Source organism: Rhizobium anhuiense (assembly GCF_003985145.1).
Lineage (GTDB): Bacteria > Pseudomonadota > Alphaproteobacteria > Rhizobiales > Rhizobiaceae > Rhizobium > Rhizobium anhuiense.
The window spans coordinates 190,342-217,110 of sequence record NZ_ML133529.1 but is presented as its reverse complement, the minus strand read 5'-3'; the positions used below and the strand labels follow the sequence as shown (position 1 = coordinate 217,110).

The 26,769-nt window shown below is 58.8% G+C and carries 22 protein-coding genes; 3 read left to right on the top strand and 19 right to left on the bottom strand.

What is annotated here, in order from left to right; translation table 11 throughout:
• Window positions 1–846, top strand: coding sequence for a carbohydrate ABC transporter permease (locus tag EEQ99_RS22125; protein WP_028758670.1), 846 nt, complete (start codon window positions 1–3; stop codon window positions 844–846).
• An 88-nt stretch (window positions 847–934) separates the two neighbouring features.
• Here EEQ99_RS22125 and EEQ99_RS22120 read toward each other — a convergent pair whose 3' ends face one another.
• The 14 genes from EEQ99_RS22120 to EEQ99_RS22055 all read right to left on the bottom strand — a co-directional run bounded on the left by EEQ99_RS22120 (window position 935) and on the right by EEQ99_RS22055 (window position 15,915).
• Window positions 935–1,729, bottom strand: a complete 795-nt coding sequence (locus tag EEQ99_RS22120; protein WP_048338470.1) for an HAD-IIB family hydrolase — start codon at window positions 1,727–1,729, stop codon at window positions 935–937.
• Complete coding sequence (locus EEQ99_RS22115) at window positions 1,726–2,511, bottom strand: DeoR/GlpR family DNA-binding transcription regulator (protein ID WP_047619028.1); 786 nt, start codon at window positions 2,509–2,511, stop codon at window positions 1,726–1,728. The genes EEQ99_RS22120 and EEQ99_RS22115 overlap by 4 nt, the downstream gene beginning before the upstream one ends.
• 9 nt (window positions 2,512–2,520) lie before the next feature.
• A complete protein-coding gene (locus EEQ99_RS22110) occupies window positions 2,521–3,270 on the bottom strand; it encodes a glycerophosphoryl diester phosphodiesterase (RefSeq protein WP_047619032.1) in 750 nt (249 codons plus the stop codon).
• A 55-nt stretch (window positions 3,271–3,325) separates the two neighbouring features.
• Entirely contained in the window at window positions 3,326–4,372 is a 1,047-nt protein-coding gene (locus EEQ99_RS22105; protein ID WP_047619035.1) for a sn-glycerol-3-phosphate import ATP-binding protein UgpC, read from the bottom strand.
• Between the two features lies 1 nt (window position 4,373).
• Window positions 4,374–5,222 carry a sn-glycerol-3-phosphate ABC transporter permease UgpE gene (gene ugpE, locus EEQ99_RS22100; protein WP_028758675.1) on the bottom strand — a complete coding sequence of 283 codons (849 nt, stop codon included), beginning with the start codon at window positions 5,220–5,222 and terminating at the stop codon, window positions 4,374–4,376.
• Between the two features lie 12 nt (window positions 5,223–5,234).
• Complete coding sequence (ugpA, locus tag EEQ99_RS22095; RefSeq protein ID WP_048338469.1) at window positions 5,235–6,119, bottom strand: sn-glycerol-3-phosphate ABC transporter permease UgpA; 885 nt, start codon at window positions 6,117–6,119, stop codon at window positions 5,235–5,237.
• Window positions 6,120–6,184: 65 nt separating this feature from the next.
• On the bottom strand, window positions 6,185–7,507 hold the full coding sequence (gene ugpB / locus EEQ99_RS22090) for a sn-glycerol-3-phosphate ABC transporter substrate-binding protein UgpB (RefSeq protein WP_127431104.1): 1,323 nt from the start codon (window positions 7,505–7,507) through the stop codon (window positions 6,185–6,187).
• A 305-nt stretch (window positions 7,508–7,812) separates the two neighbouring features.
• The gene (locus EEQ99_RS22085; RefSeq protein ID WP_047619043.1) at window positions 7,813–8,799 is read right to left on the bottom strand and encodes a sugar kinase; all 987 of its coding nucleotides are present in this window, start codon (window positions 8,797–8,799) and stop codon (window positions 7,813–7,815) included.
• 18 nt (window positions 8,800–8,817) lie between these two features.
• Window positions 8,818–9,633, bottom strand: a complete 816-nt coding sequence (locus EEQ99_RS22080) for a carbohydrate ABC transporter permease (RefSeq protein WP_027664817.1) — start codon at window positions 9,631–9,633, stop codon at window positions 8,818–8,820.
• Window positions 9,633–10,571 carry a carbohydrate ABC transporter permease gene (locus EEQ99_RS22075; RefSeq protein WP_047619046.1) on the bottom strand — a complete coding sequence of 313 codons (939 nt, stop codon included), beginning with the start codon at window positions 10,569–10,571 and terminating at the stop codon, window positions 9,633–9,635. The genes EEQ99_RS22080 and EEQ99_RS22075 overlap by 1 nt, the downstream gene beginning before the upstream one ends.
• Complete coding sequence (locus tag EEQ99_RS22070) at window positions 10,571–11,899, bottom strand: ABC transporter substrate-binding protein (protein WP_063473716.1); 1,329 nt, start codon at window positions 11,897–11,899, stop codon at window positions 10,571–10,573. Before EEQ99_RS22070 ends, EEQ99_RS22075 begins: the two co-directional genes overlap by 1 nt.
• A gap of 55 nt (window positions 11,900–11,954) precedes the next feature.
• Window positions 11,955–12,632 (bottom strand): GntR family transcriptional regulator, encoded by a 678-nt coding sequence (locus EEQ99_RS22065; RefSeq protein WP_174824481.1) that lies wholly within the window; start codon window positions 12,630–12,632, stop codon window positions 11,955–11,957.
• Between the two features lie 7 nt (window positions 12,633–12,639).
• Window positions 12,640–13,524 carry a dihydrodipicolinate synthase family protein gene (locus tag EEQ99_RS22060; RefSeq protein ID WP_097543795.1) on the bottom strand — a complete coding sequence of 295 codons (885 nt, stop codon included), beginning with the start codon at window positions 13,522–13,524 and terminating at the stop codon, window positions 12,640–12,642.
• Window positions 13,525–13,617: 93 nt separating this feature from the next.
• On the bottom strand, window positions 13,618–15,915 hold the full coding sequence (locus tag EEQ99_RS22055) for a PBP1A family penicillin-binding protein (RefSeq protein ID WP_097543794.1): 2,298 nt from the start codon (window positions 15,913–15,915) through the stop codon (window positions 13,618–13,620).
• Window positions 15,916–16,212: 297 nt separating this feature from the next.
• Here EEQ99_RS22055 and EEQ99_RS22050 point away from each other — a divergent pair, with 297 nt between their 5' ends.
• Together EEQ99_RS22050 and EEQ99_RS22045 are read left to right on the top strand one after the other, a co-directional pair.
• On the top strand, window positions 16,213–17,445 hold the full coding sequence (locus EEQ99_RS22050) for an HlyD family secretion protein (protein ID WP_047619055.1): 1,233 nt from the start codon (window positions 16,213–16,215) through the stop codon (window positions 17,443–17,445).
• Window positions 17,427–19,421, top strand: a complete 1,995-nt coding sequence (locus EEQ99_RS22045) for a glycosyltransferase (protein ID WP_047619057.1) — start codon at window positions 17,427–17,429, stop codon at window positions 19,419–19,421. The genes EEQ99_RS22050 and EEQ99_RS22045 overlap by 19 nt, the downstream gene beginning before the upstream one ends.
• A 177-nt stretch (window positions 19,422–19,598) precedes the next feature.
• Here EEQ99_RS22045 and repC read toward each other — a convergent pair whose 3' ends face one another.
• From repC to EEQ99_RS22020, 5 genes are all read right to left on the bottom strand, one after another.
• Window positions 19,599–20,903: a plasmid replication protein RepC gene (gene repC / locus EEQ99_RS22040; RefSeq protein ID WP_127431103.1), complete on the bottom strand. Its 1,305-nt coding sequence runs from the start codon at window positions 20,901–20,903 to the stop codon at window positions 19,599–19,601.
• A gap of 154 nt (window positions 20,904–21,057) precedes the next feature.
• Entirely contained in the window at window positions 21,058–22,059 is a 1,002-nt protein-coding gene (gene repB, locus EEQ99_RS22035; protein ID WP_127431102.1) for a plasmid partitioning protein RepB, read from the bottom strand.
• A 3-nt stretch (window positions 22,060–22,062) separates the two neighbouring features.
• The gene (gene repA, locus EEQ99_RS22030; protein ID WP_047619065.1) at window positions 22,063–23,256 is read right to left on the bottom strand and encodes a plasmid partitioning protein RepA; all 1,194 of its coding nucleotides are present in this window, start codon (window positions 23,254–23,256) and stop codon (window positions 22,063–22,065) included.
• A 273-nt stretch (window positions 23,257–23,529) separates the two neighbouring features.
• The gene (locus EEQ99_RS22025) at window positions 23,530–24,843 is read right to left on the bottom strand and encodes a hypothetical protein (protein WP_127431101.1); all 1,314 of its coding nucleotides are present in this window, start codon (window positions 24,841–24,843) and stop codon (window positions 23,530–23,532) included.
• A 329-nt stretch (window positions 24,844–25,172) separates the two neighbouring features.
• The gene (locus tag EEQ99_RS22020) at window positions 25,173–26,162 is read right to left on the bottom strand and encodes a potassium channel beta subunit family protein (protein ID WP_097543790.1); all 990 of its coding nucleotides are present in this window, start codon (window positions 26,160–26,162) and stop codon (window positions 25,173–25,175) included.
• Between the last annotated feature and the right edge of the window lie 607 nt (window positions 26,163–26,769).

Here is a 26,769-nt window from a genome sequence, read left to right as displayed (position 1 = left end):
ATGGCAAAGCGTTCCTTCAAAAGCTCGGCATTGCCGACCATCCTGACCTATCTCGGCCTGGCGATCGGCCTGGTCTTTTCGACCTTCCCGATCGTCTGGATGTTTTTCAGTTCGCTGAAATCGAATACGGAAATCTTCGCCCTTCCGCCGCGGCTGCTGCCGGATGACTTTACGGTGGCCGCCTATCTGACGATCTTCAACGATCCGGTGAAAGTGCGCTTCTTCATCAACAGCTACTTCGTCGCCGGCGTCGTCACCTGCCTGACCCTGGTTATCGCCATCCTGACCGCCTACGGATTCAGCCGCTATCAGTTCCGCTTCAAGAACACTTTGAACATCTTCATCATCAGCACCCAGACCGTTCCGCCGATCACCCTTCTCATCCCCTATTTCGGCATGGTGGTCGCCTTCAGGATCTTCGATACCTATCTGGCGCTGATCCTGACCTACATGGTCTTCACGCTGCCTTATGCCATCCTGCTAATGACAGGCTATCTCAATACCTTGCCGAAAGAGCTGGACGAGGCCGTCCTTGTCGACGGCGGCTCGAGCTGGACGGCGCTCTGGCGCGTCATCGTTCCGGTCTCCATCCCCGGGATCGTCGCCACGGCGGTCTACACGTTTCTGCTGGCCTGGAACGAATTCCTCTTCGCGCTAACGCTGACGAAATCGATGGATCTCAGAACCGTTCCGATCGGTATCCAGCTTCTGATGGGCCAGCACGCCTTCGAATGGAACGAGATGATGGCGATGAGCGTGCTTGGTTCCCTGCCCCTTCTGGTACTCTACCTGGTTGCCCAACGCTATTTCCTGGCAGGCATGACCGCCGGCTCGGTCAAAAGCTGACGGCTGGTGGCCACGGCTGCGCAGTATGATTTCGCGGAATTATTTCTCTAGAGCCGTCACCCCGCCATGACACGAAGTCGATCGTCGTTCATTCACCTGCGGCTGCTGCTTGCAAGATCGTTCTCGCAATATCAGCAAAACCAAGGCCGGCGGGCTGCAACGAGACCCACTTCGGTGCGTACTGCAATTGCGGAAGGACGGGAATGATATTGTTGACGCCGAAGGAGTTGCGGATAAAGCCGAACATCGGGGCATCGTTTCGAGAGTCGCCGACGAAGGCGGTAACGGCGGGAGTTTCAGCCGGGTCGATACCGAATATCTCGGTTAAGACGCGTTCGCTCATCGACCGCTTGTCGTAATTGCCGATCCACGTGTTGATGTGAATGGAGCTGATCGCAACCGTTCCGCCAATGGCTTTTATGCTGGACGCGAGATCCTCGACCTCATGCGGGTCGTGACCCTGGATATCGATCGCGACGTCCGCCAGCCGGAAGACCTGATCGTGGGCAATTCTGAACGTCTTGCCCCTTCGCGAAACCAGCTCTTTCACTGACTGGAGATGCAGGCGTTGGCGCTCAGCCTGCAGGGTGGCATCTTCCCAATAGTCGAAGACGACTGCGCCGTCCCTACGGGTGACACAATATGCGCCGCTTTCGCCGACGACCGCGGCCACCGGCCAGGCACGAACGATGTGTTCGCACCAACCGGCGGAGCCGCCCGTAACCGGCACGACGGCAATGCCTGCCCGGCTGAGATCCCAGAGAGCTTGGTAGGTTTGCGGAAGTAGCTTGCCTTCGGTGGTCAGGGTATCGTCGATGTCGGTGAACAGGTAGCGCACGTCCCGTAACTCACGAGCTGATGGCGCAAGGTCTACATAGCTCATGCCATATCCTCGCTGCATGTCACCACGTCCAAGCCGCTCTCGGAGAGGGCATTGGTGGCGGCCGCTTCGCCAGGCAGCCGATCCGTATAAAAGCGGGTGAGTTTGCTGAATGGCGCCACACGCACGGAAGCGTTTCGCGTCCACTTGCTGACGTCTGCAGCCAGAATCTGCGTTTGTGAATTCTCAAGGAGGGCATTGGTGATTTGGGCTTCGCTATAGCTGAAATCCATCAGACCGTTGAGCGGGCTTAGAGCGCCTGCGCCGACGACGGCGTAAGTCGCATAGAATTTTTCGACGAACCTGATCACATCCGTGCCCACCACGTCGCGATCGTCGTGACGCAAAAGGCCGCCCGTCAAATGCACCTCGACACTCGGTGCATCGCAAAGGCTCAAGGCGACGTGGATGTTGTTGGTAATCACCGTCAGGCCCTGGTGATCACGCAGCGCCTCGGCAACGAACCGAACCGTGCTGCCGATCCCCAGGAACACTGTCGCGTCGACCCCTATGTCGGCGGCGACGCGCTTGGCGATAAGCCGCTTGGCCCTTCGGTTGAGCTGGGCGCGAGCGTTGAGCGAGATGTTGCTGCCCTCGACCGGCAGGTCGACGCCACCGTGGAAGCGGCGCGCGTGCCCGAGATCGCACAATGCATTGATATCGCGACGGATCGTCTGCGTCGTCAGATCGTACCGACGTGCCAGTTCCTCGATGTACTGAACACCGTCCGTTTCGATCAGCGCAAGGATCTCACGTTGTCGGCTCGATATGATCCGCTGCCCCATCGCCGCTCCTTACGTGAGGTAGACACTGGGGTCGTCTGTTATCACCCCAGTCAAACCCACCTCCCAGAAAGACGCGAGCAGCTTGGGATCATTGCAAGTCCATGCCCGCACCGCGATGCCGCGACGCACGGCCTCCTCGAGAAACCCGACACTCAGAGCCTTGTAGTCGAGATGGATGGTCTTTGCGGGAATTGACCGAAGGATATCCAACCAATCCGCGGGCAGGTTGCTCCACAGCATGGCGAGCTCGTAGCTTGGATCGACTTCGTGCATTCCCTTCAGCGCAGCGGCATCAAAGCTCGAGATCATGATCTTGGTGTGCGCCGCCCGCCCTTTCAAATGTTCATCAACGACTTTGACCAACTGGTCGAGTGATTTGTGATGAGCATGCTGCTTGATCTCGACGTTGGCATTGAGACCGAGTTCGCCCAAGGCGGAAACGACACGGGCCAGCGTCGGCAGCGGTTCGCCTTTGAATTTTGGGCTGAACCACGAGCCAGCGTCGATTCTCGCGAGATCCGACGCGTTGAGGTTGGCCAGATTTCCCTTTGACGAGGAACAGCGGTCGATGGAAACGTCGTGGATCACGACCGGCGTACCGTCGGCAAGAAGTGCAACGTCGAGTTCGACCCATTCCGCGCCCTGGTCCGCGGCCGCTCGAAAGGCAGCAATCGTATTTTCAGGCGCAACGGCAGAAGCGCCTCGATGTGCCTGAACTTCACCGCGTCTCGGCCCGGATCGCGACTCTACGGTCGTCATCGTCTCATCTCTTTCGTCTTCTTCGAAGGTTGGATGGAGAAATAATAAACTGGAGTCAATCTGTGCGTTTTCCCGTATCGCTATTAAAAGGGTGCATCGCGTCAACACGTGCAAAGATGTCGATATTCGCATTCTCGGCAAAGTCCGGACGACCCGGTACGGTCAGGACAACCGTCTGCTGGCCCCCCCCCAATCGCACATGCAGATGGCTTTCTCCCCCGATTGGCTCGAGCAACTCGACGGTTGCGTTGAGACGGACGGAAGGCTCTGCCGGCCTGGCAACAAGTAACGCGTCCGGGCGGAGCCCGACCATGTCGGTACCGGCAGGCAATGCCAGGGTCCCAGCGCCGTCGGCCGCCCTGAGGACGTCGATCGGTACCAGATTCATCGGCGGCGAGCCGATGAAGCCTGCGACAAACAAGCTTGCCGGACGGTCGTAGACTGCCACTGGCGTTCCGACCTGTTCGACAAGTCCGCCGTTCATGACGACCAATCGGTCTGCGAGGGTCATCGCTTCAAGTTGGTCATGGGTGACGTAGATGCTGGTCGTCTTGAGACGCCGTTGCAGCCGACGAATTTCAACTCGCATCTGCACGCGCAATTTGGCATCGAGATTGGACAGCGGCTCATCGAACAGGAAGGCGGCCGGCTCGCGAACGATCGCGCGCCCCATCGCAACCCGCTGGCGCTGCCCGCCGGAGAGTTCGCGAGGTTTACGATCCAACATCGGTCCGATTTCGAGGATCTCGGCGGCTTCCGCCACACGACGGTTGATTTCGGCCCGTTCGGTGCCGCGATTTTTCAAACCATATTCGAGATTTCCGCGTACCGTCATATGCGGATAAAGCGCATAGTTTTGAAAGACCATGGCGATATCGCGGTCGGCCGGCTCTGCCTTATTGACATTGCGGCCCGCAATCTCGACCTGGCCTTCGCTGATCGTTTCCAACCCGGCAATCATGCGAAGCAGGGTGGATTTGCCACAGCCCGAGGGGCCGACGAGGACGATGAGTTCGCCGTCTGCAACGGATAGGTTGATGCCTTTGACAGCTGGAACGGTACCATAATTCTTCTTGACGTCGATGATGTTGATCGTTGCCATTTCATTTCTCCGTTTCGACCAGGCCTTTGACAAAAAGGCGTTGCATGGCGACGATGACGAGGACGGGTGGCAGGGCGGCGAGAATGACCGCTGCCATCACGAGGTTCCAGCGGGGCTCGGCATCGGCAACCGCTGCCATGCGCTGGATTCCCATCACGACTGTGTAGAAGCTCTGGTCGGTCGTTATGATGAGCGGCCAGAGATACTGGTTCCAGCCGAGTACGAAGAGGATGATGAAGAGCGCCGCGATATTGGTGATCGACAACGGCAGCAGAATATCCCGGAAGAACTTCATCGGTCCCGCTCCATCGACGCGGGCGGCCTCCATCAGTTCGTCAGGGACGGTCAGAAAGAACTGACGAAACAGGAAGGTTGCCGTTGCCGAGGCGATCAGCGGGATGATGAGGCCGCTGTAATTGTTCAGCATTCCAAGATCGGCGACGACTTTGTAGGTCGGCACGATACGCACCTCGACCGGCAACATCAGGGTGATGAAGATCATCCAGAATGCCAGGGTCCGGAACGGAAACCGGAAATAGACGATGGCAAAGGCCGAAAGGATCGAGATGACGATCTTGCCGACGGCGACGCCAACCGCCATGATCAACGAGTTGATCATCATCGGCCCGATCGGCGGCGCCCCGGAGCTCGTCATCCCGGATGAGAGCATCGTCGAATAGTTCTCGATGATGTGGCCACCTGGTGTCAGCGGCACGACGCCTGACAAGAAGTCGTTTGGGCCATGGCTTGATGCAATGAAAGCCACGTAGACCGGAAACACCACGATCGTCACGCCAATGATGAGGACAAGGTGCGCCAGGAAATTTAGGAAGGGGCGATTCTCAACCATCCTTGGAATTCCTCAATATTGTACGCGGCGTTCGATAAAACGGAATTGGACGGCCGTCAGAGCGACGACGATCACCATGAGAATGACCGACTGTGCCGCCGACGAGCCCAAATTCAGCCCGATAAACCCGTCGAAATAGACTTTGTAGACAAGGATTTCCGTCGCGCGCGCCGGTCCGCCTTGGGTGGTTGCATGAACGATGCCGAATGTGTCGAACATCGCGTAGACGATATTGATGACGATCAGATAGAAAGTCGTCGGTGAGATCAGCGGGAACACGATCGTCCAGAAACGCTTCATCGGACCGGCTCCGTCGATGGCCCCGGCTTCCTGAAGCGAGCGTGGGACGGATTGCAGCGCAGCCAAGAAGAACAAGAAATTATAGGAAATCTGCTTCCACGTCGCCGCGATCACGATCAGGACCATGGCATCGTCGGGATTGATCAGATGATTCCAATTGATTCCCATTGCCCGCAACATATAGGCGACGATGCCGATCGATGGATTGAACATGAACCACCAAAGAATGCCGGCGATCGCGGGGGCGACGGCATAGGGCCAAATGAGCAAGGTCGAATAGATTCGAGAGGTGCGCAACACGCGCATTGCCGCTGCAGCCAGGAGCAGCGCAATCGACGTTGATAGGACCGTCACGAGTATGGCGAAGATGAGCGTGTGGCCGAAGGCATTGATGTAGATCGGATCGGCAAAGAGCCGACGGTAGTTTTCAAACCAGACGAAGGTCGTTTTGAAACCGAAAGCGTCCTGACGCAGGAAAGATTGCCAGAATGCAGTTCCCGCAGGCCAAAGGAAAAATACCACGGTCACGAAAATTTGGGGAGCGATGAGCAGGTAAGGCAAAAGCTTGTTGGGAAATACGGTCCGTTTGGTTTGCATGGGCCCTCACACTGACGGATGGGAAACGGGGGCCGGTCTTTCACCAGCCCCCGTCACGGAGCCCATTAGTTGGCGGACTGGAAATCGCGAAGCTGTTCGTTGCCTCTTGCGACCACGGAATCAACTGCTTCCTTCGCCGTCTTCTTCTCGCCCAGCAAGGCCGCAAACTCATCGTCGATAATGCCACGCACCTGGACGTAGTTGCCGAAACGGATGCCCTTGGAATTGTCGGTGGGTGTCACCCGCGTCAGTTGCTTGATGCCGATATCTGCTCCGGGGTTCTTCTCGTAATAGCCCTGATCCTGGCCCAGCTTATAGGCAGCCTCCGTTATCGGCAGGTAGCCCGAGAACTGATGCCAATCGGCTTGGACTTCCGGCTTCTGCAGGTAGGTGAAGAACTTCGCGACACCTTTGTACTCCTCTTCCGGGCGACCTTTCAGTGTCCAGAGAGTGGCGCCGCCGATAATCGAGTTGAGCGGCTGCGGAATAACGTCGTCATAGTAGGGAAGCGGCGCAAAACCGACCTTGAAAGCCTTTGCGTTGTTGATGACCCCTGCCCGACCGGCGGACGAATTCATGTACATCGCGCATTCCTGAGAATAGAACATCGGAGGAGCGTTATCGCCGCCGCCAGGTCCTCCAAATTTGAAGAGCCCCTCGTCCTGCCACTTCTTCAGATTGCCCCAATGGCGGATCGTGAGATCATTGTTGAAGGTGAATTCTGCGTCCAAGCCGCCAAAACCGTTGGCCTTGGTGGAATACGGCTTATCGTGCAGGGCATTCAGGTTCTCAGTCTGGATCCAGGAGATCCAGGCGCTGGTGAAACCGCATTTAGCTGCGCCGGACTTCATGATCGTCCGCGAAAAGGCTTCAACGTCCGCCCATGTTTTCGGCGGCGTTTCCGGGTCAAGCCCTGCTTTCTTGAAGATATCCTTGTTGTAATACAGGATCGGCGTCGAGGAATTGAACGGCAAGGACAGAACGTTGCCGCTGGTGTCAGAGTAGTAACCGACGACCGGAGCAATGAATTTGCTCTGGTCCCAGGCCTCACCTTCGTCCTTCATCAACTGGTAAACGGGATAGACCGCACCCTGTGCTGCCATCATGGTGCCGGTACCAACTTCATAGACCTGTACGATTGCGGGCTGCTGGTTGGCGCGGAACGCAGCAATGGCGCCCGTCAGCGTCTCGTCATAGGTGCCCTTGAATACCGGAACGATCTCATAGTCAGATTGAGATGCGTTGAACCCCTTGGCGATCTGTTCAAGCTTCGCGCCATTCTCGCCGCCCATTGCGTGCCACCACTGGATCTTCGTGGCTGCCATTGCCGGAACGGATAACGATAGGCTGGTCAATCCTGCGGACAGGAAAAAAGCGATCTTGTTCATCCTCACTCCCACTTGTTGTCGGTCCGAAGCCTCCCGCTACGAACGTGAGCCCGATGGTAACAGGCGAAGTTCACTTTGCAAGAATGAAATGTTCAAATGAACATTTGCGGCCGGCGATCACCTGCGGACTGGCGCAATGCTGGCGACAGCATCAGGTTCGAGGTGGGCGGTTCTCGGGCCGAGGATATGGGATTGAGGGCCGTGACCCGGCGGCATGGGCTTGGTCGCCTTTGGGTGGCAGCACAAGCGTGATCAAGTGAACACCTCCATGGCGTTCACCATTAACGACGTTGCTGCCTGGATTGTCACAACTCTTCCGGTGTGATCACTTTCATCGTCGCCACCGCCGGGCGCCAATCTTGAAGCACCTTGCAGACTTCGGCTCTGGTCGGCGCGCCGGTGCGACCGCCGAAGACCTGGCACTTGAGCGCCGCCGCCATAGACGACAGGCGCATCGTCTCTTCGATCGGCATGCCTTCCGCGATAGCCAACACGAAAGCGCCATGGAAGATATCCCCGGCTGCAAGCGTATCGACCGCTCTCACCTTTGGAGCGGCAAGATGGCAGACTTCGCCGGTTGCGTCATCGAACCAGAAGCAGCCATTTTCGCCAGCCGTGACGCTGATGAAGGCATGCTCGAACTTTTGCTTCAGCAGGCCGACGACTGTCACCGGGTCGGCCGTTCCCGCAAGCCGCTCAGCGGCTGGTTGCGAGAACACGATATGGCTCGCCGCCGGCGCAAGCATCTCGACCACGCCATCGCCGGCAACGTCGCCATCGAGAATGGCCGGCTTGCCCGCCTCTCTCGCTGCCAACAGCGTCCGCAGCGCAAGCTTCGGCCAGCGGACGTCGACCAGCACCGCGTCGAAGGAGGAAATGTCCTGTTTTGTGACCGGCTTGACCGTCTCGTGCAGGCCAGCATCGTAGAAAGGCACGATCAAGCGTTCGCCCTGATCATCGACAAGGATCGTCGAGACGGCCGAGCGGGCGCCTGCCACACGCACCATACCGCTCGTGTCTATGCCGCTCTCGCCGAGGTCGGCAATGATGCGGTCGCCGGTGGCGTCATCGCCGACCGCGCCCCAAAGGCTGGCATGGCCGCCAAGCCGGGCAACGGCAAAGGCGGCGCTCGATGCCATGCCCTCGGCAATCTGCAGCATATCATAGGGCAGAAATTTGCCCTGGCCGGTCGGTAACGAGCGCACACGAAACAACGTATCCATAACCGCCGCGCCGACGCACAAAACGCGGCGCGCCTGACCGGGAGGCGGGTCGAAGGCAGAAGTCGTCAAAACCGTCGTCTCACCCGCTCACTTGACGGCTCCGGCCGTCAGGCCTGCCACGATCTGCCGTTGCGCAAACACCGTCAAGATCAGCACCGGCAAGGTGACGATCAATGCGGCTGCCGCGAGCGGACCCCAACTGACCTGTTCGAACGAGAGCATGTTGTAGACCGCGACCGGAAGCGTGCGCGTCTCGCGACTGGCGAGCACGATGCCGAAGACGAAATTGTTCCAGGAAAAAATGACCGACAGGATGAAGGCGACGACGATGCCCGGCCTTGCGATCGGCAAGGCGACCAGACGGAAAACCTGCCAGGGTGTCGCGCCGTCGATGCTTGCAGCCTCTTCCAGCTCCATCGGGGTCGTCTCGAAATAGCCGATCATGATCCACACGACGATCGGCACGGTGACCACGAGATGGATGATGATCTGCGGCAAGAGCGTGCCGAGCAGGTTCAGCCATTGGAACAGCAGGAAGAGCGGGATCAGGAAGGAAAGGCCCGGTGTCATGCGCGCGATCATGATGACCATCGCGGACTTCTCCGCCTTCAGCCGGGCGATGCCATATCCGGCGGGCACGCCGATCAGCAGCGCCAGAAGCGTGGCCGCACCCGTCACCAGCACCGAATTCCAGAGATAGAGGAAGAAATTGTTCTCCTCGAAGACTTTCAGATAGTTCGACCAGGCCAAGCGCTCCGGGATGAAGATCGGCGGATAGGCGCCGTTGTCGATTTCATACTTCAGCGACAGCGAGATCATCCAGAGGAAGAACAGGACGACCGGCGAGATCATCACCAGGGCGACGAACAGCAGTCCGATGCGATCGAGCGTCTTGCGCTTCATCAGCGTGCCTCCCCGTCGGACCAGTTCACGCGCTGCCTGAGCATCATAAGGACGAAAGAAAGCAGGACGATGAGGATGAAGAAGACAACCGCCATGGCCGAGCCATAGCCGATATCGTAATAGGCGAAAGCGGTGTTGTAGAGATAGATGTTGATCGTTTCCGACGCCGTGCCGGGGCCGCCTTGGGTCATGGCATAGATGATGTCGAAACTTTTCACTGCATCGATGCTGCGGATGATCACGGCGATCATCAGGAAAGGCGCGATCATCGGCAGCGTCAGATAACGGAATTTCTGCCAGACATTGGCGCCATCGATCTCCGCACTTTCATAAGGTTCGCGCGGAACCGCCGCCAGGCCGCCAAGCACGATCAGCATGATAAGCGGCGTCCATTGCCAGGTCTCGACCAGCACCAGCGACGGGATGACGCTGCTCTGATTGTAGATCCACTCCTGGGGACCGATGCCGATGAGGGAGAGGAGATAGTTGAGAACGCCGAGCTGCGGATGGAACATCATCGTCCAGACGAGTGCGATGGCGACGGGTGTGGCCATCATCGGCATCACGAATATGCCGCGGATGAGACCGCGCAGCGGAAATTGAGCATCGAAGATCAGCGCGGCGAGCGTTCCCAGAAAAAGGGGAACCACTACGGAGAGCGTCGTATAGAGCACCGTATGCCACAGCGACTCCCAAAAGCGCACGTCGCCGGCGAGGCGCACATAATTGTCCCACCCCGCAAAGACCTGCGCTTGGCCGAGCGTCCAGCTGTTGACGCTCATCCACACGGTAAACACCCATGGAAAGACGATCACGGCCGATATGACGATGAGCGCCGGGATGACGAAGGGCCAGTAGTTGGGAGCAAACCGATCCGGTTTGCTCCTTCCTTTCGACGCCTTGGCCGCTGTGGCCGTTTCGATGCTTGCCGAGGCCATTATCCCTCGCTTTTCGCCAGGACGGGTTCGAACTGTGCCGTCGCTGCCTTCAGTTCGGTTTCGGGATCAGCGCCGCCGATCATGTTGGTGAGACCGACGCCATAGATGTCGCGGAACTCGGTGACCGGAATGATGACCGGCAGCGCGAGCTGCGAGATCTTGCCCGAACCGACGACGGCATCAAGCCACGCGCCCGGCATCTTGACGCCTTCGCGAACCTTCGCATCCTCGAGGACGGACTGCCGGAAAGGAACGCCGGCGCCGGCCTGCAGCAGACGGGCGCCCATTTCATGCGAAATCGCCCATTGGCAGAAGAGGTAGGCTGCTTCCTTTTTCTGGCTTGCTGCGACGACGCCAAGGCCGTCGCCGAAGGTGCCTGCGGCCTGTGCCTTCGGGCCTTTCGGCATGATGCCGTAACCGACCTGGCCGACGACGCGCGACTTTTCCGGATTTTCGATCGGCGGTGCAAAACCGACGCCATCAAGCCACATGCCGATCTTGCCCTGCAGGAAGGCCGACTGCGCCTCCGCCCAGTTGAAGCCGGAGACGCCGGGAGGGGCGGTTTTGGTCATCAGTCTCTGGTAAAGCTTGGCCGCATCGATCGCTTCCGGCGATGTCGTGCGCAGCTTGCCGTCAGGGCCGAGCGGGCTCGAACCATAGCCGAGCAGCAGCGACGTCCAGACCGGCGTATTGGCGTTCTTCAGGCCGCGGGCAACGAAGCCATAGGTGTTGGTCGAAGCGTCGGTCAGTGCCTCCGCAGCACTTGCCAGCTCTTCGAAGCTCGAGGGGTAAGCAAGCCCCTTCTTCTCGAACAGCGCCTTGTTCCAGTAGATGATCCAATAATCGACTGAAAAGGGAAGAGAGCGCAGAACACCTCCGGCGTCCTTGGCGAAGGCGAGGCCGGCTTCGGCGAAATCGCCCTCCGTCAGGGACGGGTCGGTCAGCGAAGGGTCCTTGAGGAAACCGCTGATATCGGCAAGCCAGCCGCCCTTTTCGAACTGCCGCTTCTGGACATGGTAGCTCATATGCACGACGTCGAAACTCGGCTTGCCGGAGCTGAGCTCGATCGTCGTCTTCTGGCGCTGCTGCTGTTCGGGCGTCGCTTCGGCATTGACCTTGATGCCGGTGAGCGCCTCGAACTCGGACAGGTACTTCAGCAGTATTTCGCTGCGCGGGCTCTTGACCAGGTTGACTTCGAGCGTCGTGCCGGCAAAACGCTTCCAGTCGACGGCGGCCGATGCGAGCCGCATGCCGAGCATGCTGCTCGCCCCAAAAGCGGCTGTGCCCGCCAGAAAGCCGCGTCTCGTCGGATTCAAAAACGATGACATGTGATTCCTCCTCCTTTTGCCGGCGATCTCCTCACCCCCGGCTGTTTATTTCCGATTATATCCTGAGCGCACGATCTCTTGCATGATTGATGTGTGCGACAAGGCTGTTGACGGCGTCCTCCGCCGATCGTCGTTCGATCGCCTCGAGCACTTTCAGGTGCTCGCCCATGACAGGTCCGACGTGACCTTCGATGCGAAAACGATCCTGACTGATCAGGCGCATCTTGATCGAGTTCACCCGATAGGCGTTCGAAATGATGGAATTTCCCAGGGCATCGATAAAGGCGTCGTGCATACCCCAATCGACGGCCTGCGCGTGCACTTCCAATTCGTGCGATGTATCGCCGCTTCGAATGGCATCGGCGATATCCCGATGCTGCTTCAAAAGCCCGGCGATCGTCTCGTCAGACGCAGAGCGGGTGAAAAGCGCGACGGCCTCCTTCTCCAGGAACACGCGCAGCTGGAAGGCCTCGCGAATGAGGTTGAGGTCGATATGAGCAATCTGCAAACCCCGCTGGGGGACCGTCTTGATCAGCCCTTCGGCTTCGAGCCTCGGGATGAGCTCACGGATGGCGCCGAGCGTCAGTCCCGTCAGCTCGACGAGACGGCGCTGGGAGACGAACTGGCCGGGACGCACGTCACGCGCAAGAAGATGGCGCGTGAAGCTCGCATACGCCTTTTCCCGCAGCGTTGGCTGCTCGTCCGTTTCGTCCATCGCCTCTTCCCGAAACATGTCTGACCTATGCCGCTTTCGACTGGAAAAGACGATCGAAAGCAAGAGCGAGCTGCGCCTGCCCTTCGGCGGATATTGAAGCGAGCGGCGGGCGCACCGCAAGCCAGATCTCTTCGGACGCCACGTGCGCCATCATGGCTTTCACGGCCGGGACAACAGGATATTTGAGCAGCTCGGCCACAAAACCCTCGATGCGGGGATCGTCCTTGCCTTCTTCGGCCATCAGCTTGACGTCGCGGGGCACAAAATTCGCCATGCCGGAGATCGCCCCCTGGCCGCCGAGCCGCACGCCCCTGGCAAGATGCCGTTCATCGCCCACCAGGATAATGAGATCGCCATGCGCCTTGAGCAGGCTTTCGGTATACGGCCAGTCGCCGGAAGAATCCTTGACGCCTGTCACGATATTGGGGAAGGCGGTCCGCAGCCGTCCGATCAGCGACACGGTCAGCGGGACCATGGTGAGCGAGGGAAGATTGTAGACGATGATGTCCCGCGCCTTGTCTCCCAGAATGGCGAAGACGGCCGAAAACCACTGGAAGACACCGTCGTCGCTGACATTCTTGAAATAGGACGGCGGGGCAAGAAGAATATTACGAACGCCCTGGGAAAGAGCATGATCTGCCTGGATCGCCGCATCCTCGGCGGCATCGACCAGCACACCGACGATGATGTTTTTTGCCGCGATCCCCGCATCGAGGAAAGACGCGAGGACGCGGTCACGTTCCCGGCTTCCGATGGAGGAGCCTTCACCCGTCGTTCCGAACAGGGTTACGCTGGAACATCCTGCAGCGAGGCTTCGCCTTGCCTGCACGATCATCGCATCGATCGCAATATCGCCATTGCTGTCAAACGGCGTGGCAAGAGCGACTGACAGGCCGAATTTCTGGGTCAAATATGCTTCCTCCCGATTGTTGAGATTAGATGTAGCAGACTGACATGTTAGCTGTAAAGAGGTGATTGCAGACTCCTCGTTACGCGCGCCACGTCACTTTTCGCAGAGCCGCCGGCCGCCGGAATATGGCTGATAGGTACAGTCGGACGGCCGGAAGGAGCGGTAACTGCGCGAGCAGGCGGTGATGTTACAGGACTGCGGTGCGCCTTGACCATCGCTTGCCGCTTCTGTCGATCGCACGCCATTCAGCGGAGGTTCGGCCGTCGCCTGGCGCATGAAATCCCGCCAAATATGCGCTGGCAGGGCGCCGCCCGTCACCCCCTTCATCGGCGCGTCATCATCATTGCCAACCCAGACACCGACGACAAGCGCTTCCGTGAAGCCGACGAACCAGGCGTCACGATTGTTCTGGCTCGTGCCGGTCTTGCCGGCCGCAAACGTGCCGGGGTCCGCTCCACGCCCAGTACCGCGCTCGACCACCAACTGCAGGAGGCCGAGGAGATCGGACTGGTAGGGCGAAAGATCGACGTTCGGCTTTGATTGTGAGCCAACTCGAAATGTCTTGGGCTGCCCTGCCGCTTGAAAGTCGATGATGCCCCAGGGCTTGACAGGTGCCCTACCGAGTTGGACGGACGCATAGGCGCTGGTGAGGTTAAGCAGATTTACTTCGGATGTCCCAAGCGCCAAAGACGGCGTGTTGGCGAGTGGTGCATCGATGCCGAGTTCACGCGCTGCGGCAATCACATTGTCTAAACCAACCTCTTCGGCAAGCGCGACTGAAGCGGCATTGAGCGATCGCGCGAACGCCTCGGCAAGCGTTACCCAACCGCGATAGTTGCCGCCGGAATTTTCTGGCGACCAGCCAGCGATGTCAATTGGCGCGTCCAGAACCTGGTCAGACAAGGTGAACCCGGCCTTCAGTGCTGCGTAATAGACGAATAGCTTGAAGGTGGAACCCGGCTGGCGCATCGCTGCGACGGCGCGGTTGAACTGGCTTGCCTTGTAGTCGCGCCCGCCAACCATCGCGACGACCGCGCCATCGGGCGTCATCGCAACCAACGCGGCCTGCGATGCTCCAACTGCCTTCCCTTCACCGTCCAAGGCTCCTTTCACGACCCTTTCGGCGATTTGCTGCAATTGTGGCACCATCGTGGTTCGCACCGACGTCGAACCTGGCGAGGAGCCGGCGATTTCGCTCGCTTGCGGCGAAATCCAGTCCGCAAACCAGCTTCCCGAGCGCGGCGTCGGCGTCGTTGGATGCAGCTTGGCAAAGCTCGCCTTGGCCTCCGCCGCCTCTGGCGCGGTGATTTTTTCATTGGTCGCCATCGCATCGAGAACGACCATGCTACGCTGCCGGGCGCCTTCGAAATTGTCGATGGGATTCCATTGACTTGGAGCCCGCAGCAACCCCGCCAGCATCGCCGATTCCGGCAAGTTAAGGGCGTCGATATCCTTGTTGAAATAGATCCGCGCGGCGGCAGGCATGCCTGTCGCGCCAGCGCCAAGATAGACGCTGTTGAGATAGCGCGTCAGGATTTCCCGCTTGCCGAGCTTCCACTCCAGCCAGACTGCGATCACAACCTCCTGTATCTTTCGCTTTATCGTTCGATCGCTGTCCAGATATTGCAGCTTGATGAGTTGCTGGGTGATGGTGCTGCCCCCCTCCACCACCGAGCCAGCCTCCAAATTCCGGAGAAACGCCCTCCCGATCCCTCTCGGATCGACGCCGAAATGGTCCATGAACCGGCGGTCCTCAATCGAAAGGACGGCATCGATCAGATGGGACGGGAACTGGTCGTATTGCGTATATGGCCCTTGATAAGGTCCCTGCCTTACGAGCGGCGCACCGTCAGCGGTTTCCAGCACAACAATCGGCTTCAACGTTCCGTCACGAATCTCGCTCCAGGGCACGTCTTTTAGTGCCCACACCAGCACGCTGCCTATGAGGAGGCACACAAGCAAGGCCCAGCCCATAGCGAATTTCCACCAGTTCGCCGGAAGCCATCGGCGCCGGCGACTTTCGCGCGGCTTGCTATGCCAATGGCGAATGCCGCGCCCGGCTTTGATCGGAGCAGTCGTCATCCATTTGGTGAGAGCCGATGTGCTTCCCAGCCGCATCGACCTCGTCAGCCTCGTTATCAAAAACAAAGCCATCGACTTGATCTTCGCCAGCACAGGACTTGCCTGCAAATCGTGACGCAGCGCACGTAACAGATTGCTCGCGGCCTGGCGAGTTTGGACGAAGGGTCGGTGAGGGAGTTGCGGACTGTCGGCCTGGGTGGTTCTCGGCGAATCCGAGGCGGTCACTTGCGTTGCCGAAACTGCTTGCTGATTGCCACCCGTGCTCGATTTGCCAACGCTTTCGCCTGAGGATTCGGGAGGATTGGGCATCGGTTACCGCCAAAAGGCCAACGTGGCGTGAACTTTATAGCCGAGCGATGCTGCGTGTTCTACCGCAAAAGGCCCCAATCACTCCGAGGCGTTTTGGCCGGAATAAGCCCCTGATCGAACAGGCGTCGTAGACTTTCAATGCGGCGCTTCGTCCAGAGCCGACCTGCTTCTGCCTCAGGCTTACGACCATCACTTGTCTATTTTTTTCAATGCGCTAAATTACAAGAATTAGTTGCATCGGTTTGTCCCCGCTCGATTGGGGCGGATGCTGCAGAAGCGATACCTTCGGATGCCAACATGATCTGGAACCATCGCATCACACGCATTGTTGTCGGCCTGCTGCTGCTGGCACTGGTGACTCTCGTTTCATTGCCGACGATTACCGGCTTTACGAGCCTTGATGGCACGGTCAATGCGCGGTTTGCGGTCGTTAATGCCCCAATCGATGGCACAATTGCGGAAGAATCCCTCAAGGTCGGCAGCCCGGTCAAAGCGGGACAATCCCTCGCAGAAATCAGAAATACGCGCGTCAATCGCGCAATCCTCGCGTCGCTCGAGGCAGATCACAACACGGCGCTCGACCGCGTCGCGGCACTGAAAAAGGAACGGGAGGAACTCTCCGCGCTTCGCGAGGAATTGTCTACCAGATTGGAAGTCTACAAGCAGACCACCATTGCCAATCTCGAACGCGAAGTCGAAATCCTGCGGAAGAAAGTCGAAGTGTCGCAAGCTCAGGATCTGGTCGCCCAGGTCGACTTGAGCCGCCGGATGCAGCTCGAGTCAAAAGGCATTCTCACGCAGAAGCTGGTTGAGGCCGCGCGTGCCGCGGGCGCTGCGACCGGCGGCGAGGTCGAAATCAGCAACCTGACTGTCGATCAATTGCAACAAAGGCTCAATGCGGTCCGCCAGGGTATCTTTGTCTTCGGCGACGGGCAGAATGACGTGCCTTATTCGAGACAGCGTGAAGACGAGGTAGTCGTTCGCATCAATGACTTGAACTCGCGCATAGCGGAAAATGAAACACGAGCCACCGAAGTTCAAAAGCAGCTGGTCAAAGAGGCAAATCGCGTCAGCAGCCTTGAATCCGCAACCGCGATAGCGCCCTTTGACGGCGTTGTTTGGGCGAGGAGTATCGTCAGCGGTTCGAATGTTGTGCTGAATGACGAGTTGATGCGCCTCCTCGACTGTCGAGAGCTGTTTGTGGATATCCTTGTTCCCGAGGTCAATTATGACGAGATCTATCCGGGACTTGTCGCGCAGGTGCGTTTGTTCGGCCGCAGCGATGTCTTCAAGGGCACGGTCATTTCTGTCAGAGGCAGTTCGGCTTCGGTCGAGACCGATTCCTTTGCCGCCACTTTGCCGCCGTCGACTCAGCGCAATGCCCGCATTCGGGTTCGCCTTGATCCATCCTTCATGAACGACGACTTTGCGAACTCCTGCCAAGTGGGGCGCACAGTGCAGGTAAGGTTTTCCAAGCACGGCATCGACGTGTCCAACTGGGTCAAAAGCCTGTGGTTCAGTATCTTGTAGCGCTGGTTCCGACCTTTCTCGTTTTGGCCTTCTTTTGCCTGGGGCCGTTCAATTGGTCGCGCCGTCACACCTGGACACGGGCGGTGACCTGCGCGTTTGTCGCTGCAGTCGCATTGCGATACATGTTCTGGCGCTTGACGGAGACAGTGCTTCCCTATCCCAACAACGGTGCGAGTTTCTACTGGGTTTGGATCCTCTTCGTCGTCGAGATTCTGGCGTGCGTCGAAGTCATCCTTTTTCTGGTATTGATGAGCCGCTACGTCGACCGGAGCGCGGAAGCGGACAGGCTGGCTCGTGGTTTCTTTGCGCGCGACAAGCGTGAGCTGCCGACTGTCGATGTTTTCATTCCAACCTATAACGAGCCACTCGACGTGCTCGAGCGAACCATCATCGGCGCCCGCTCGCTGGATTATCCTCCCGACAAATTGAATGTGTACGTGCTTGACGATCAACGCCGGGACTGGCTGAAGGCCTATTGCGAAGAAAAGAACGTCATCCACGTCATGCGCGGCGACAACAACCACGCCAAAGCGGGCAATATGAACAATGGGCTGAAGGTCAGCTCGGGCGAGTTTATTGCGGTCTTCGACGCCGATTTTGTTCCCTATCGACATTTCCTTCGCCGAACGCTGCCCTTCTTTTGCGACGAAAGCATCGGCATCGTCCAGACGCCTCAACATTTCTTCAACGCCGATCCGGTGCAATCAAACCTCGGCCTGGAGAATATCTGGCCGGACGAGCAGCGTTTGTTCTTCGACGAGATCGCGCCCAGCAGAGACGCCTGGGACGTCAGTTTCTGCTGCGGGTCATGCTCGATTGCCCGCCGCAAGTCCATTGACGCAATAGGAGGATTCCCGACGGAGTCGATCACAGAAGACCTGCTGACAACTCTTTCAATGCTCAACAAAGGCTACAAAACGCGCTACCTGAACGAGCGGCTGTCGATGGGATTGGCTGCCGAAAACCTAACCGGTTATTTTGTGCAGCGCGAACGGTGGTGTCAGGGAGGTATTCAAACCCTTTACCTGCATAATGGCCCGCTGCGTGGCCCCGGATTGACGCTCTTTCAACGGATCATGTTCCTGCCGGCGTCCTGGCTGGTGCAGTATCTGGTCCGCTTCATGATATTGCTCGTCCCCATCGTCTATCTCTGGTTCGGCCTGCTCCCCCTCTATTTCACTGACATAGCCGATTATGTGTCTCATCAGGTGCCGCTGCTGGCAGCGTATTTTCTGCTTATGCTATGGATCACGCCGACGCGCTATCTGCCTGTGATATCAAGCGCCGTCGGGACCTTTGCGACATTCCGCATGTTGCCTACCGTGGTCTCCAGTCTCGTGAGACCATTTGGCAAGCCGTTCAGGGTGACGCCGAAGGGCAGTGGCAACGAGTCGAACCAGTTCGACCGCTACAGCTTCGCCTGGATCGCAAGCATCATCATGATCACCGTCCTTGGTCTGCTGGTCAACATCGTCCCGGAAACGGCGCATGTACAAGGCCAGTTTTCGCCGGTCGCGGCCTGGTGGTCAGGTATCAATATCGTCGTGCTGCTCATCGCATCGCTCATCTGCTTTGAGAAACCCCGACGCTTGTTTCATGCCTTCAAGCTCGATGAACCCGCGATCGTAGACGATGTACCTGGCCAAATCGTAAGTTTGGCCTTGGACAAGGCGGTCGTTGCGGTCCCCACCATGTCCCGATTTCAATCCAAATCCGTCGTGCTTAAACTGCCCGGCTTTGCTCCGTTCAAATCTGAGCTCAGACTGGTCACCCAACGACGCAGGAGCATAAGTCGCGGTGGTGACAAGCAATCTTACTACCTCCACCTGTATTTCGAACTCATTGGCTCTGCTCGCGACAGCATGATCGTGAAGCTCTACACTGGTCAATATTCGCAGGACATTCGCGACATCGATAAAGTCGCGGTCTCTCTTAATCTTCTTCTGCGTTCGTTCGGGCGAACGCGCACGTTGTAGTCGACGGTCAACCTCGGATCGTCCGGCCGGCGTCCTCTCGAGCGTTGCCGCAACAGAGCCGGATTATTCCATCGAAGGGGCGCCAACCAAACCCGCCCTCAGCGGCGGGTTTTTCTTTGCCTTGTTGCCGCTTTGTCAGCGTTGCGGATCATTGTCGTAGCCGCAACTTCCTTACGATCAACCGGCATGTCGCCGCACTCCACTGTTTGCCCGCACCAGCGCCATCAGCATCGGGCCGATAGCAAATTCGCCCCTCTCGGTTCTTCGGGTCAGATCGCGGAGATAACCGCCAGGCGAGTTGATATGCCCTCCCCTTTCCAGGATGCAGGCGATCACGGTTGCGGCATTTTCCGGCCCCATGCCCGAGCAGGCTTCCTCATAGGCCGAGGGGCTGACGCCGAGCATCGAGCGCACGATGACGGCAGCCGACATCAGATCCCGCCAGTTGCCGATCGTTCCACCCGGCCCGTAGTCGAGAATTTGAGGGCAGGCCTGGAGGACGAGGCCAAGCGGGAAGGATTTCAGGCTATGCCCGGCCCCTGGATCTGCCGTGTCTTTCGCCTTGTTGCCCATCCCGCCGGAAGGCTTCGGTTGTTTCAATCTTCGCTCGTCCGGCGCTTCGGCGTTCGGCTCATTATCGGCCACCGCCCTTTCGCCCTGCTTCGTTTCGAAGCTTGGTTCAAGTTCATAAGTGGAGTAGGGATTTGAATTCTGTTTGTGACGCTCAATCTGAAACTCATTGGCGTTTATTTTTTGTGTTTTTATCCGTCTTTCCAATGCGTTGATGATCTCATCGCGCAGTAGTCCCATCTCGTCGAGCAGCGGCGCCAGTGCTTCGGCCGTCGCAACGCGCGGAATTCGGGCAAGGAGCGTGCGGAACATCGCCGAAATTCCCTCCCAGTCACCGGAGACCTCCTCTTCGATGGCTGTCGCGATCAGCTTGGAGATATCGCGCCGGCACACCGTCAGGCGTTCCCTGGTCACCCTGAGCAATTCCCGGTCGGCGACCGCCTGGGCGGCCAGGTTTTCGATTTCAACCGCACGCGCGAGCAGCGGCGCGACGCTGAAGCCGAAGGCCTCACCGACGGCACCTGCTTTGTCGCGGCGCGCATAGCGCTTTCCATTCGGACTGTCCTTGCGCAGGATCAGGCCGGCCTCGACCAGGACGGCAAGATGCCGCCTGAGGGTGGCTGCCGTCATGCCGCGGGCACGCAGCGAAAGCTGCGCATTCGACGGGAAGACGATCAGGCCCTTTTCTTCGGAAATCTCGTCGTCAGGGTAGAAAGTCAGAAGCGCATCGAGCACCGTCAGCGCCCGATCGGTCACGCCGAGCGCCGGCCGCGCCTCGCAGATTGCCCTGAACAGCTTCCACTTGCTGCGCTTCATTCCCGGCTCGATGGTCTCGGCCAGTTGCTGGCTTGCCAGCATGCCAAGCGACATCGGCCGCCGCCCAAAGGGCGTCGTCACATATCCACTCTCCATTTGCCTTCACCTTCGTTCAGGCAAAAGAAAACCATCCACCAATTTGGTGCCTAAGACGCTTGACTGTGATTCGTGGAAATGCGATTCTCGATGTGCTTAAGATCTGAGAAGGGCTTCCACGACGGCGTCGTTGGGGGCCTTTTTCTTTTGCGCGTTACGCTCCTCTGTCCTTGTTGAATTCCTGGAACAGGCCCTTCAGCCTTTCCTGGACGAATTGATCGAAACCGGGTGCGGTCTTGCCGTCGAAGACGAAGGTTGCACCGGATGCTGTCTTTTTGATCACCACCGGCACGCCGCTGACTAGGGTTTTGGCGATCGCCGGCTTCGGCGCTGCCGTCCTCTTCGTTGCCAGAACGAGTGCCCGATGAAACCGCTCGTCGCTTGAGATTTTGCGAGCGTCGTCCGCGGACAACTCCGCGATGATCTTCTCGATGTCGGCGCCTTCCAGCCGCTCGCCCAGCTCCAACCAGCGTCGACGGCCGATATCGGGGGCCGCGCCGATGGCGTTGACGAGCGCCAGGGGGACCTGCCGGATGACGATCAGCATTCTCGACAGCGCCGCCTTATCGACGCCGAGAGCCGCCATGATGACATCGCGGCCAAAGCTGCGTTCCTCCAGCCGCGATGCGAAGAGCGCACGCTCGATATAGGAGAGATTGGTTCGAGCGCTGTTTTCCTGACCCTGGCTGACGACCAACTGACCGTCAGTAAGATCGCGGACGACCGCGCGCACCCTGATGCCGATTTCTCGGGCGGCAGCCAGGCGACGATGGCCGTAGGCAACCTGATAGCGTCCCCTAGTTTCGGGATGCGGACGAACAAGGATCGGAACCTGCTGCCCATGCTCGCGGATCTGCTCGACAAGCTGGGCGAGTTCGGCCGCATCGATCGCCAACCGATCGCTAACGAAGGAAGCGTCGATCAGGCCGGGATCGAGCTCGACGATGGTCTGGCCGGCGGCAAGCTGCCGTTCCAGTTCACTCGCCCGCTCCATTTTCTCGGTAATGTTGCCGAGCGTCTTGGTGATGCCGCCGACCGGCGCCGCACTGCGCTCCTGCGGCACGAATCCGGCGATCGGACGATTGTCGCGCGGCGCGACTGCCTCCACCCTTGCCGGGTTCGGAGCGGAGATTTCGATGAGGTTCTTGCGCGCCATCTCCTATTTCCTTCCCCAGGTCGAGCGAATATGCGCTTCGATCTCGCCATTCACGAGGTTGAGGGACTCCAGAGCCCGGTCATAGGTTCCGCGTGTGAACTGCGACCGCTCGACCTCGTAGAGAGTCTGCTTGGTGACGCCGGCGTCGGCGACCGCCGTCGACTTCACCATGGCATTGTGAAGCATTCGATTGCCGAAGATCGCCCGCATGAAGCCGGTCATCTGACTTTGCGGCCCGTCGTTCGGCTCGAAACGGGTCACGAGATAGCGCATCCAGTCATAGCTGGTGCGACCACCCGCCTTTTCCACGACCGACATCAGCTCACTCGTCATCGTCAGGAACTGCGACATCGACATGACATCCAGCATCTGCGGGTGAACCGTGATCAGGACCGAGGTTGCCGCGCAGAGCGCCGACATCGTCAGGAATCCCAACTGTGGCGGGCAGTCGATGACGACGATGTCGTAAAGGCTTTCGATCTCCGTCAGGACCTCGCCGATGCGGGCAAAGAACATCGTCTCCGCCGTTCCCGAGGCCATCGCCTTCGGTGTCTCGTGCTCGAATTCCATCAGCTCGAGATTGCCCGGAATCAGATGCAGATTGGGCGTGTAGGTGGCGCGCACGATGTCGGCGATCGGACGCGGCTCCTCATATCGGATCGCGCCATATATGGTTTCGCCCTCTCCGACGTCGAACTCCGGCTGATGGCCGAACAAGGCGGACAAGGAAGCCTGCGGATCGAGGTCGACGGCGAGCACGCGGTAGCCCCTGAGCGCCATGAACTGCGCCAGGTGGGCCGCCGTGGTGGTCTTGCCCGAGCCGCCCTTGAAATTCATGACGGAGACGATCTGGAGCTTTTCGCCCGGCCTGCGGGCCGGCACATATTTCGGCGTGCCGTTTCGCTCGTCGAGGACCCGGCGAATCCGATCCATATCCAGGGCACTGTAAAGCCGCCGTCCGTTTGCGAGCGGATCAGGGCCATGGCCATCGGCAGCCACCTGGCGGAGATAGCCTTCGCCAATGCCGATGAAGGCCGCAGCTTCCGCCGGCGAAAATGTTCTGATGGTCTTTTGCGACAGCGGGGGGAAGATTTTTGCCTGATGCTGCTGAAGTTGATAAGATAACTCCTTCGCATCTGTTGCCAGAAGCGACGGGAGATGCTCTTGATCGTCCTGAAGAGCAAGACTCGGCTGCATGATCTTTTTCCCACGTAACTGCGCAATTTTGAACGAAAGCGCTTCAGTTGCGCAGTTACTATATGCCTCGATTCGTTACCAATTTACAAATGCTTAACCAAGCTGCTCATTTCACCCATCGAGACGGCTGGCCAGGTCAGGCAGGTTTCGGGCGGCTGGCGCCATGGCCCCGGCTCGAAACGGCTGACAGCCCTGGCGGCTTTCAAACCGACCGGGAAGTTTAGGCCTTAGCCTTATAAATCTAATTTATTCAATACCTTGGATGCTACCTGGCTATCTCCCGTCGTCCTTGAGGTAGTTGTTGCCGTTGATCACCAGAAGCCCGTCGGATGCTTTGTCCGGTTCGAATATGCTCATGCTTTCCGTCCTGCCGTCGGCGTCGGTCAAGTCGAGGCGATAGCCGGAAAGCTTATAGCGGCCGCTTGCGACCGGCCGGTTTCCGGATGTGGTGACGCCCGATCGGGATCCGCCGATTTCGTTCATCATCGAGGCGCCGGACCAGCCCGTGCGTTCGAAGGTGCCGTTTCGACGAAGCGTCAGCGTATGGCTGGAGGCCACCGATCCCGATGAGGTCGCAGTCATGCCGCTCGAGGCAAAGGTGGAAACCCATTCGCCGTCGAGCGTCGTGCCCTCATCAAATGGCGGCACGGCGCGATAATCCGCGTCTGAAATCACCAGGTCCTCACCCTTTTTCGAGAATGGTTTCGTCTCGATTTCGATCGTGCCGTAGGCTGAGGTGACGCTGCGCATTTCGATCGACCCGGCCGAGGAGAAGAAGCCGCCGCCGGCAAGCTTGTAGAGACCGCAATCAGTCGGGGTCTCCTTGCAATGTTCGCCAATGCTCCGGCCGCCCTTCGGCAGCTCCGTGCTGAACCGGCCCTCCCGGTCGAACATGCTGATCGTGCTGTCCGAGTAGAAATCCATGCCGCCGAAGACATTCGGCCGGATGCCGGTATCGAGATGGGTGAAGACGCCGTCCAGCCCGCCATCGCCGCTCGCCGGAACAAGGTCGAAATCCCTGTCGGAAGGATCGAGCTTCACCGAGCGCACGAGGGCCGCGAAATCAGCCTCCGCCCCTTTGCTTCTGTCGCCGGTTACATTCAGCAGCACGAGCTGCAGATAGGCCTGCCGCTTGTCGCCGGCGATGCCGACCACGATCTGGTTGATGCTGACATTGTTCTGATGGACGCAGCAGCGTTCTTCCACGCGGATGTCGTGGCCGTTCACCGTCACCCCGTAATGTTTGATCAGGATATCTTCCTTCGCCATGTCGGGCAGCGTGGCGACGAAGGTCTTCATCCCGGCCTGCAGGGAATTGCGCGCGGCCGGGAGCGGCTTGGTGATCTGGATCAGAGCACTGCCGCGCTTGTCGTCATCCGTTTCAGGAAAATCCTTCTGCAACATGAAGAGATTGCCTTTGGCGGCCTTCCTCCAGCCGGAAGCGGCGTCGGGCAGGGTCACCGTCAAACCGCCGATATCGGCGGGCGCGGCAAATGCCGGAAGGCAGGACAGGAGGCAGGCAAGAACGACAATGAAGCCCAAACCTGACCTGGCCCGCCCTATCCGATCGACATACGCATTGCCCATGCGCCCCTCCCCTCGTGTTTCGACGACCGCCGACGAGATTTGGAGCCGGGGGAGGCCATTTCAACCCTGAGCTTCATGAAGGTTTCTTGAACGCTTCGACCCACGTTATATTCGTGAGCCTACGAAGTGGGTGCTGTCAGGAGAAACAGGGGCGATAACGGCCGACATTGCCGCTCAATGGCGGCAGTTGCTCTACCGCAGCTGAGCGCCGATCAAAAATCGGAAAGCACGCCAACCGCCGAGGGGCCACCACGGTGCTGCTGCGGTAGGCCAACCGCAGTTTCCCTCGACGAGTTTTGGTTTGGCTCGTCGAGAGAAATTTGTTTCGCCTAGAAGCGACGGGGTTCTTCGGGTTTGTTGCCGGCGATCATGTCGATCCGGTCCAGCACGTCAGACGTCATCTTTTGCCTGTGTGAGAGGGCCGCGAGATTGACCTGCAGCTGGCTGGCGCGCGATGCGCCAAGAATGACGGTCGAGACGTTCCGGTTGGCGAGGCACCACAAAAGGGCGAGATGCGTGATCGATATTCCGATCTCGTCCGCGAGCTTTGCGAGCTCGCCGACTTGTCGGAGCTGGGCGCGGCCGGCATCGCTGGACCACTTTTCCTTCAGCCATTCGTAGCCAGGCAGGTTCATGCGACTGTCGGCGGGCACACCGTCATTGTATTTGCCGGTGAGGACGCCCGAGGCGAGTGGCGACCAGATCGTGGTGCCAAGCCCGATCAACTCGTAGAGCGGGAGGTAGTCCGACTCGACCTTCTGGCGCTCGAAGATGTTGTATTGCGGCTGCTCCATCGTCGGCGGAGTGATGCGCAAGTCCCGAGCGACGGCATAGGCTTCCGTCAATTGTTGCGCCGACCATTCCGACGTACCCCAGTAGAGCACTTTGCCCTGGGCGACGAGATCGTGCATCGCCCGGACTGTTTCCTCGATGGGCGTGTCGATATCCGGGCGATGACAGAAGTAGAGGTCGAGATAGTCGACCTGAAGCCGCTTGAGCGCGGCATGGCAGGCGTCGGTCACATGCTTGCGCGACAGGCCGCGCTGTGTCGGTTTCTGCCCTCCCCAGAAGACCTTGCTGGAGACGACGAAGCTGTCACGGCTCCAGCCCAGCGATCTGAGCGCCTCGCCCATGACGATTTCGGACTTGCCGCTTTCGTATCCCTCGGCATTGTCGAAGAAGTTCACCCCGTTGTCATAGGCAAGCTTCATGAGATCGACGGCGTCGCCTCCATTTACCTGCTTGCCGAAAGTGACCCATGAACCGAAAGAGAACTCGCTCACTTTCAGACCCGACTTTCCCAAACGTCGATATTCCATCATGCAGCTCCCGCAAGTTATGAACATGTGCCGGCCTGTCACCGGCGTCGGCGTCGCACGATTGATCGACTGCCAATTCGCGTAATCTATGGCATGAGCAACGATATGCGAGGCTTAGCTATCGGTTCGCATCGCCTCTTTTGTGACGAGACGATCGATCCAGTGAAACGATCCGCGTTTGCCCGCCTGGACTGAAGCACGGGTGCGGTGGAACCGCCGCCACGGTTCTAGCCTGCGTTCCAGCCTCCGGCAAGAGAAAGGGCGCTCCGCACTTATGTCGGAGCGCCCGTAGCGTGCGGTCGACGACGTTTGCGGCGGAGGTCGACGGCAGCAACGCAAGATGAAGAGATTCGGAACGGATAGGCAACATATGATTAGAATAGGGGGCTTTGTCGGCCGCCGATCGATCGTGTCATCCACTGGATATCCACAGCTTATCCACAGGAACGGCGACCGCGACCGCAGCAACTTCAATGACATTCGCCTGGCGGCAAATCACACCTCACAAATGCTTATGTGACTGGTGAACGACACTGCGCTTTTGTTTGCCGGCTTAGATACAAACCAAGGCCTGGTTCGGATAGATTTGGTTCTCTTCCCGACCGTG

What these genes read in the sequence shown, in the direction of transcription:
- ugpA (WP_048338469.1), bottom strand. Translation starts at nt 6,119, where the DNA reads ATGCAAACCAAACGGACCGTATTTCCCAACAAGCTTTTGCCTTACCTG.
- EEQ99_RS22065 (WP_174824481.1), bottom strand. Translation starts at nt 12,632, where the DNA reads ATGTTTCGGGAAGAGGCGATGGACGAAACGGACGAGCAGCCAACGCTG.
- EEQ99_RS22110 (WP_047619032.1), bottom strand. Translation starts at nt 3,270, where the DNA reads ATGACGACCGTAGAGTCGCGATCCGGGCCGAGACGCGGTGAAGTTCAG.
- EEQ99_RS22105 (WP_047619035.1), bottom strand. Translation starts at nt 4,372, where the DNA reads ATGGCAACGATCAACATCATCGACGTCAAGAAGAATTATGGTACCGTT.
- ugpE (WP_028758675.1), bottom strand. Translation starts at nt 5,222, where the DNA reads ATGGTTGAGAATCGCCCCTTCCTAAATTTCCTGGCGCACCTTGTCCTC.
- EEQ99_RS22025 (WP_127431101.1), bottom strand. Translation starts at nt 24,843, where the DNA reads ATGGGCAATGCGTATGTCGATCGGATAGGGCGGGCCAGGTCAGGTTTG.
- EEQ99_RS22120 (WP_048338470.1), bottom strand. Translation starts at nt 1,729, where the DNA reads ATGAGCTATGTAGACCTTGCGCCATCAGCTCGTGAGTTACGGGACGTG.
- EEQ99_RS22080 (WP_027664817.1), bottom strand. Translation starts at nt 9,633, where the DNA reads ATGAAGCGCAAGACGCTCGATCGCATCGGACTGCTGTTCGTCGCCCTG.
- repC (WP_127431103.1), bottom strand. Translation starts at nt 20,903, where the DNA reads ATGGAGAGTGGATATGTGACGACGCCCTTTGGGCGGCGGCCGATGTCG.
- EEQ99_RS22115 (WP_047619028.1), bottom strand. Translation starts at nt 2,511, where the DNA reads ATGGGGCAGCGGATCATATCGAGCCGACAACGTGAGATCCTTGCGCTG.
- EEQ99_RS22070 (WP_063473716.1), bottom strand. Translation starts at nt 11,899, where the DNA reads ATGTCATCGTTTTTGAATCCGACGAGACGCGGCTTTCTGGCGGGCACA.
- EEQ99_RS22050 (WP_047619055.1), top strand. Translation starts at nt 16,213, where the DNA reads ATGATCTGGAACCATCGCATCACACGCATTGTTGTCGGCCTGCTGCTG.
- EEQ99_RS22075 (WP_047619046.1), bottom strand. Translation starts at nt 10,571, where the DNA reads ATGGCCTCGGCAAGCATCGAAACGGCCACAGCGGCCAAGGCGTCGAAA.
- ugpB (WP_127431104.1), bottom strand. Translation starts at nt 7,507, where the DNA reads ATGAACAAGATCGCTTTTTTCCTGTCCGCAGGATTGACCAGCCTATCG.
- EEQ99_RS22020 (WP_097543790.1), bottom strand. Translation starts at nt 26,162, where the DNA reads ATGGAATATCGACGTTTGGGAAAGTCGGGTCTGAAAGTGAGCGAGTTC.
- EEQ99_RS22055 (WP_097543794.1), bottom strand. Translation starts at nt 15,915, where the DNA reads ATGCCCAATCCTCCCGAATCCTCAGGCGAAAGCGTTGGCAAATCGAGC.
- repB (WP_127431102.1), bottom strand. Translation starts at nt 22,059, where the DNA reads ATGGCGCGCAAGAACCTCATCGAAATCTCCGCTCCGAACCCGGCAAGG.
- EEQ99_RS22125 (WP_028758670.1), top strand. Translation starts at nt 1, where the DNA reads ATGGCAAAGCGTTCCTTCAAAAGCTCGGCATTGCCGACCATCCTGACC.
- repA (WP_047619065.1), bottom strand. Translation starts at nt 23,256, where the DNA reads ATGCAGCCGAGTCTTGCTCTTCAGGACGATCAAGAGCATCTCCCGTCG.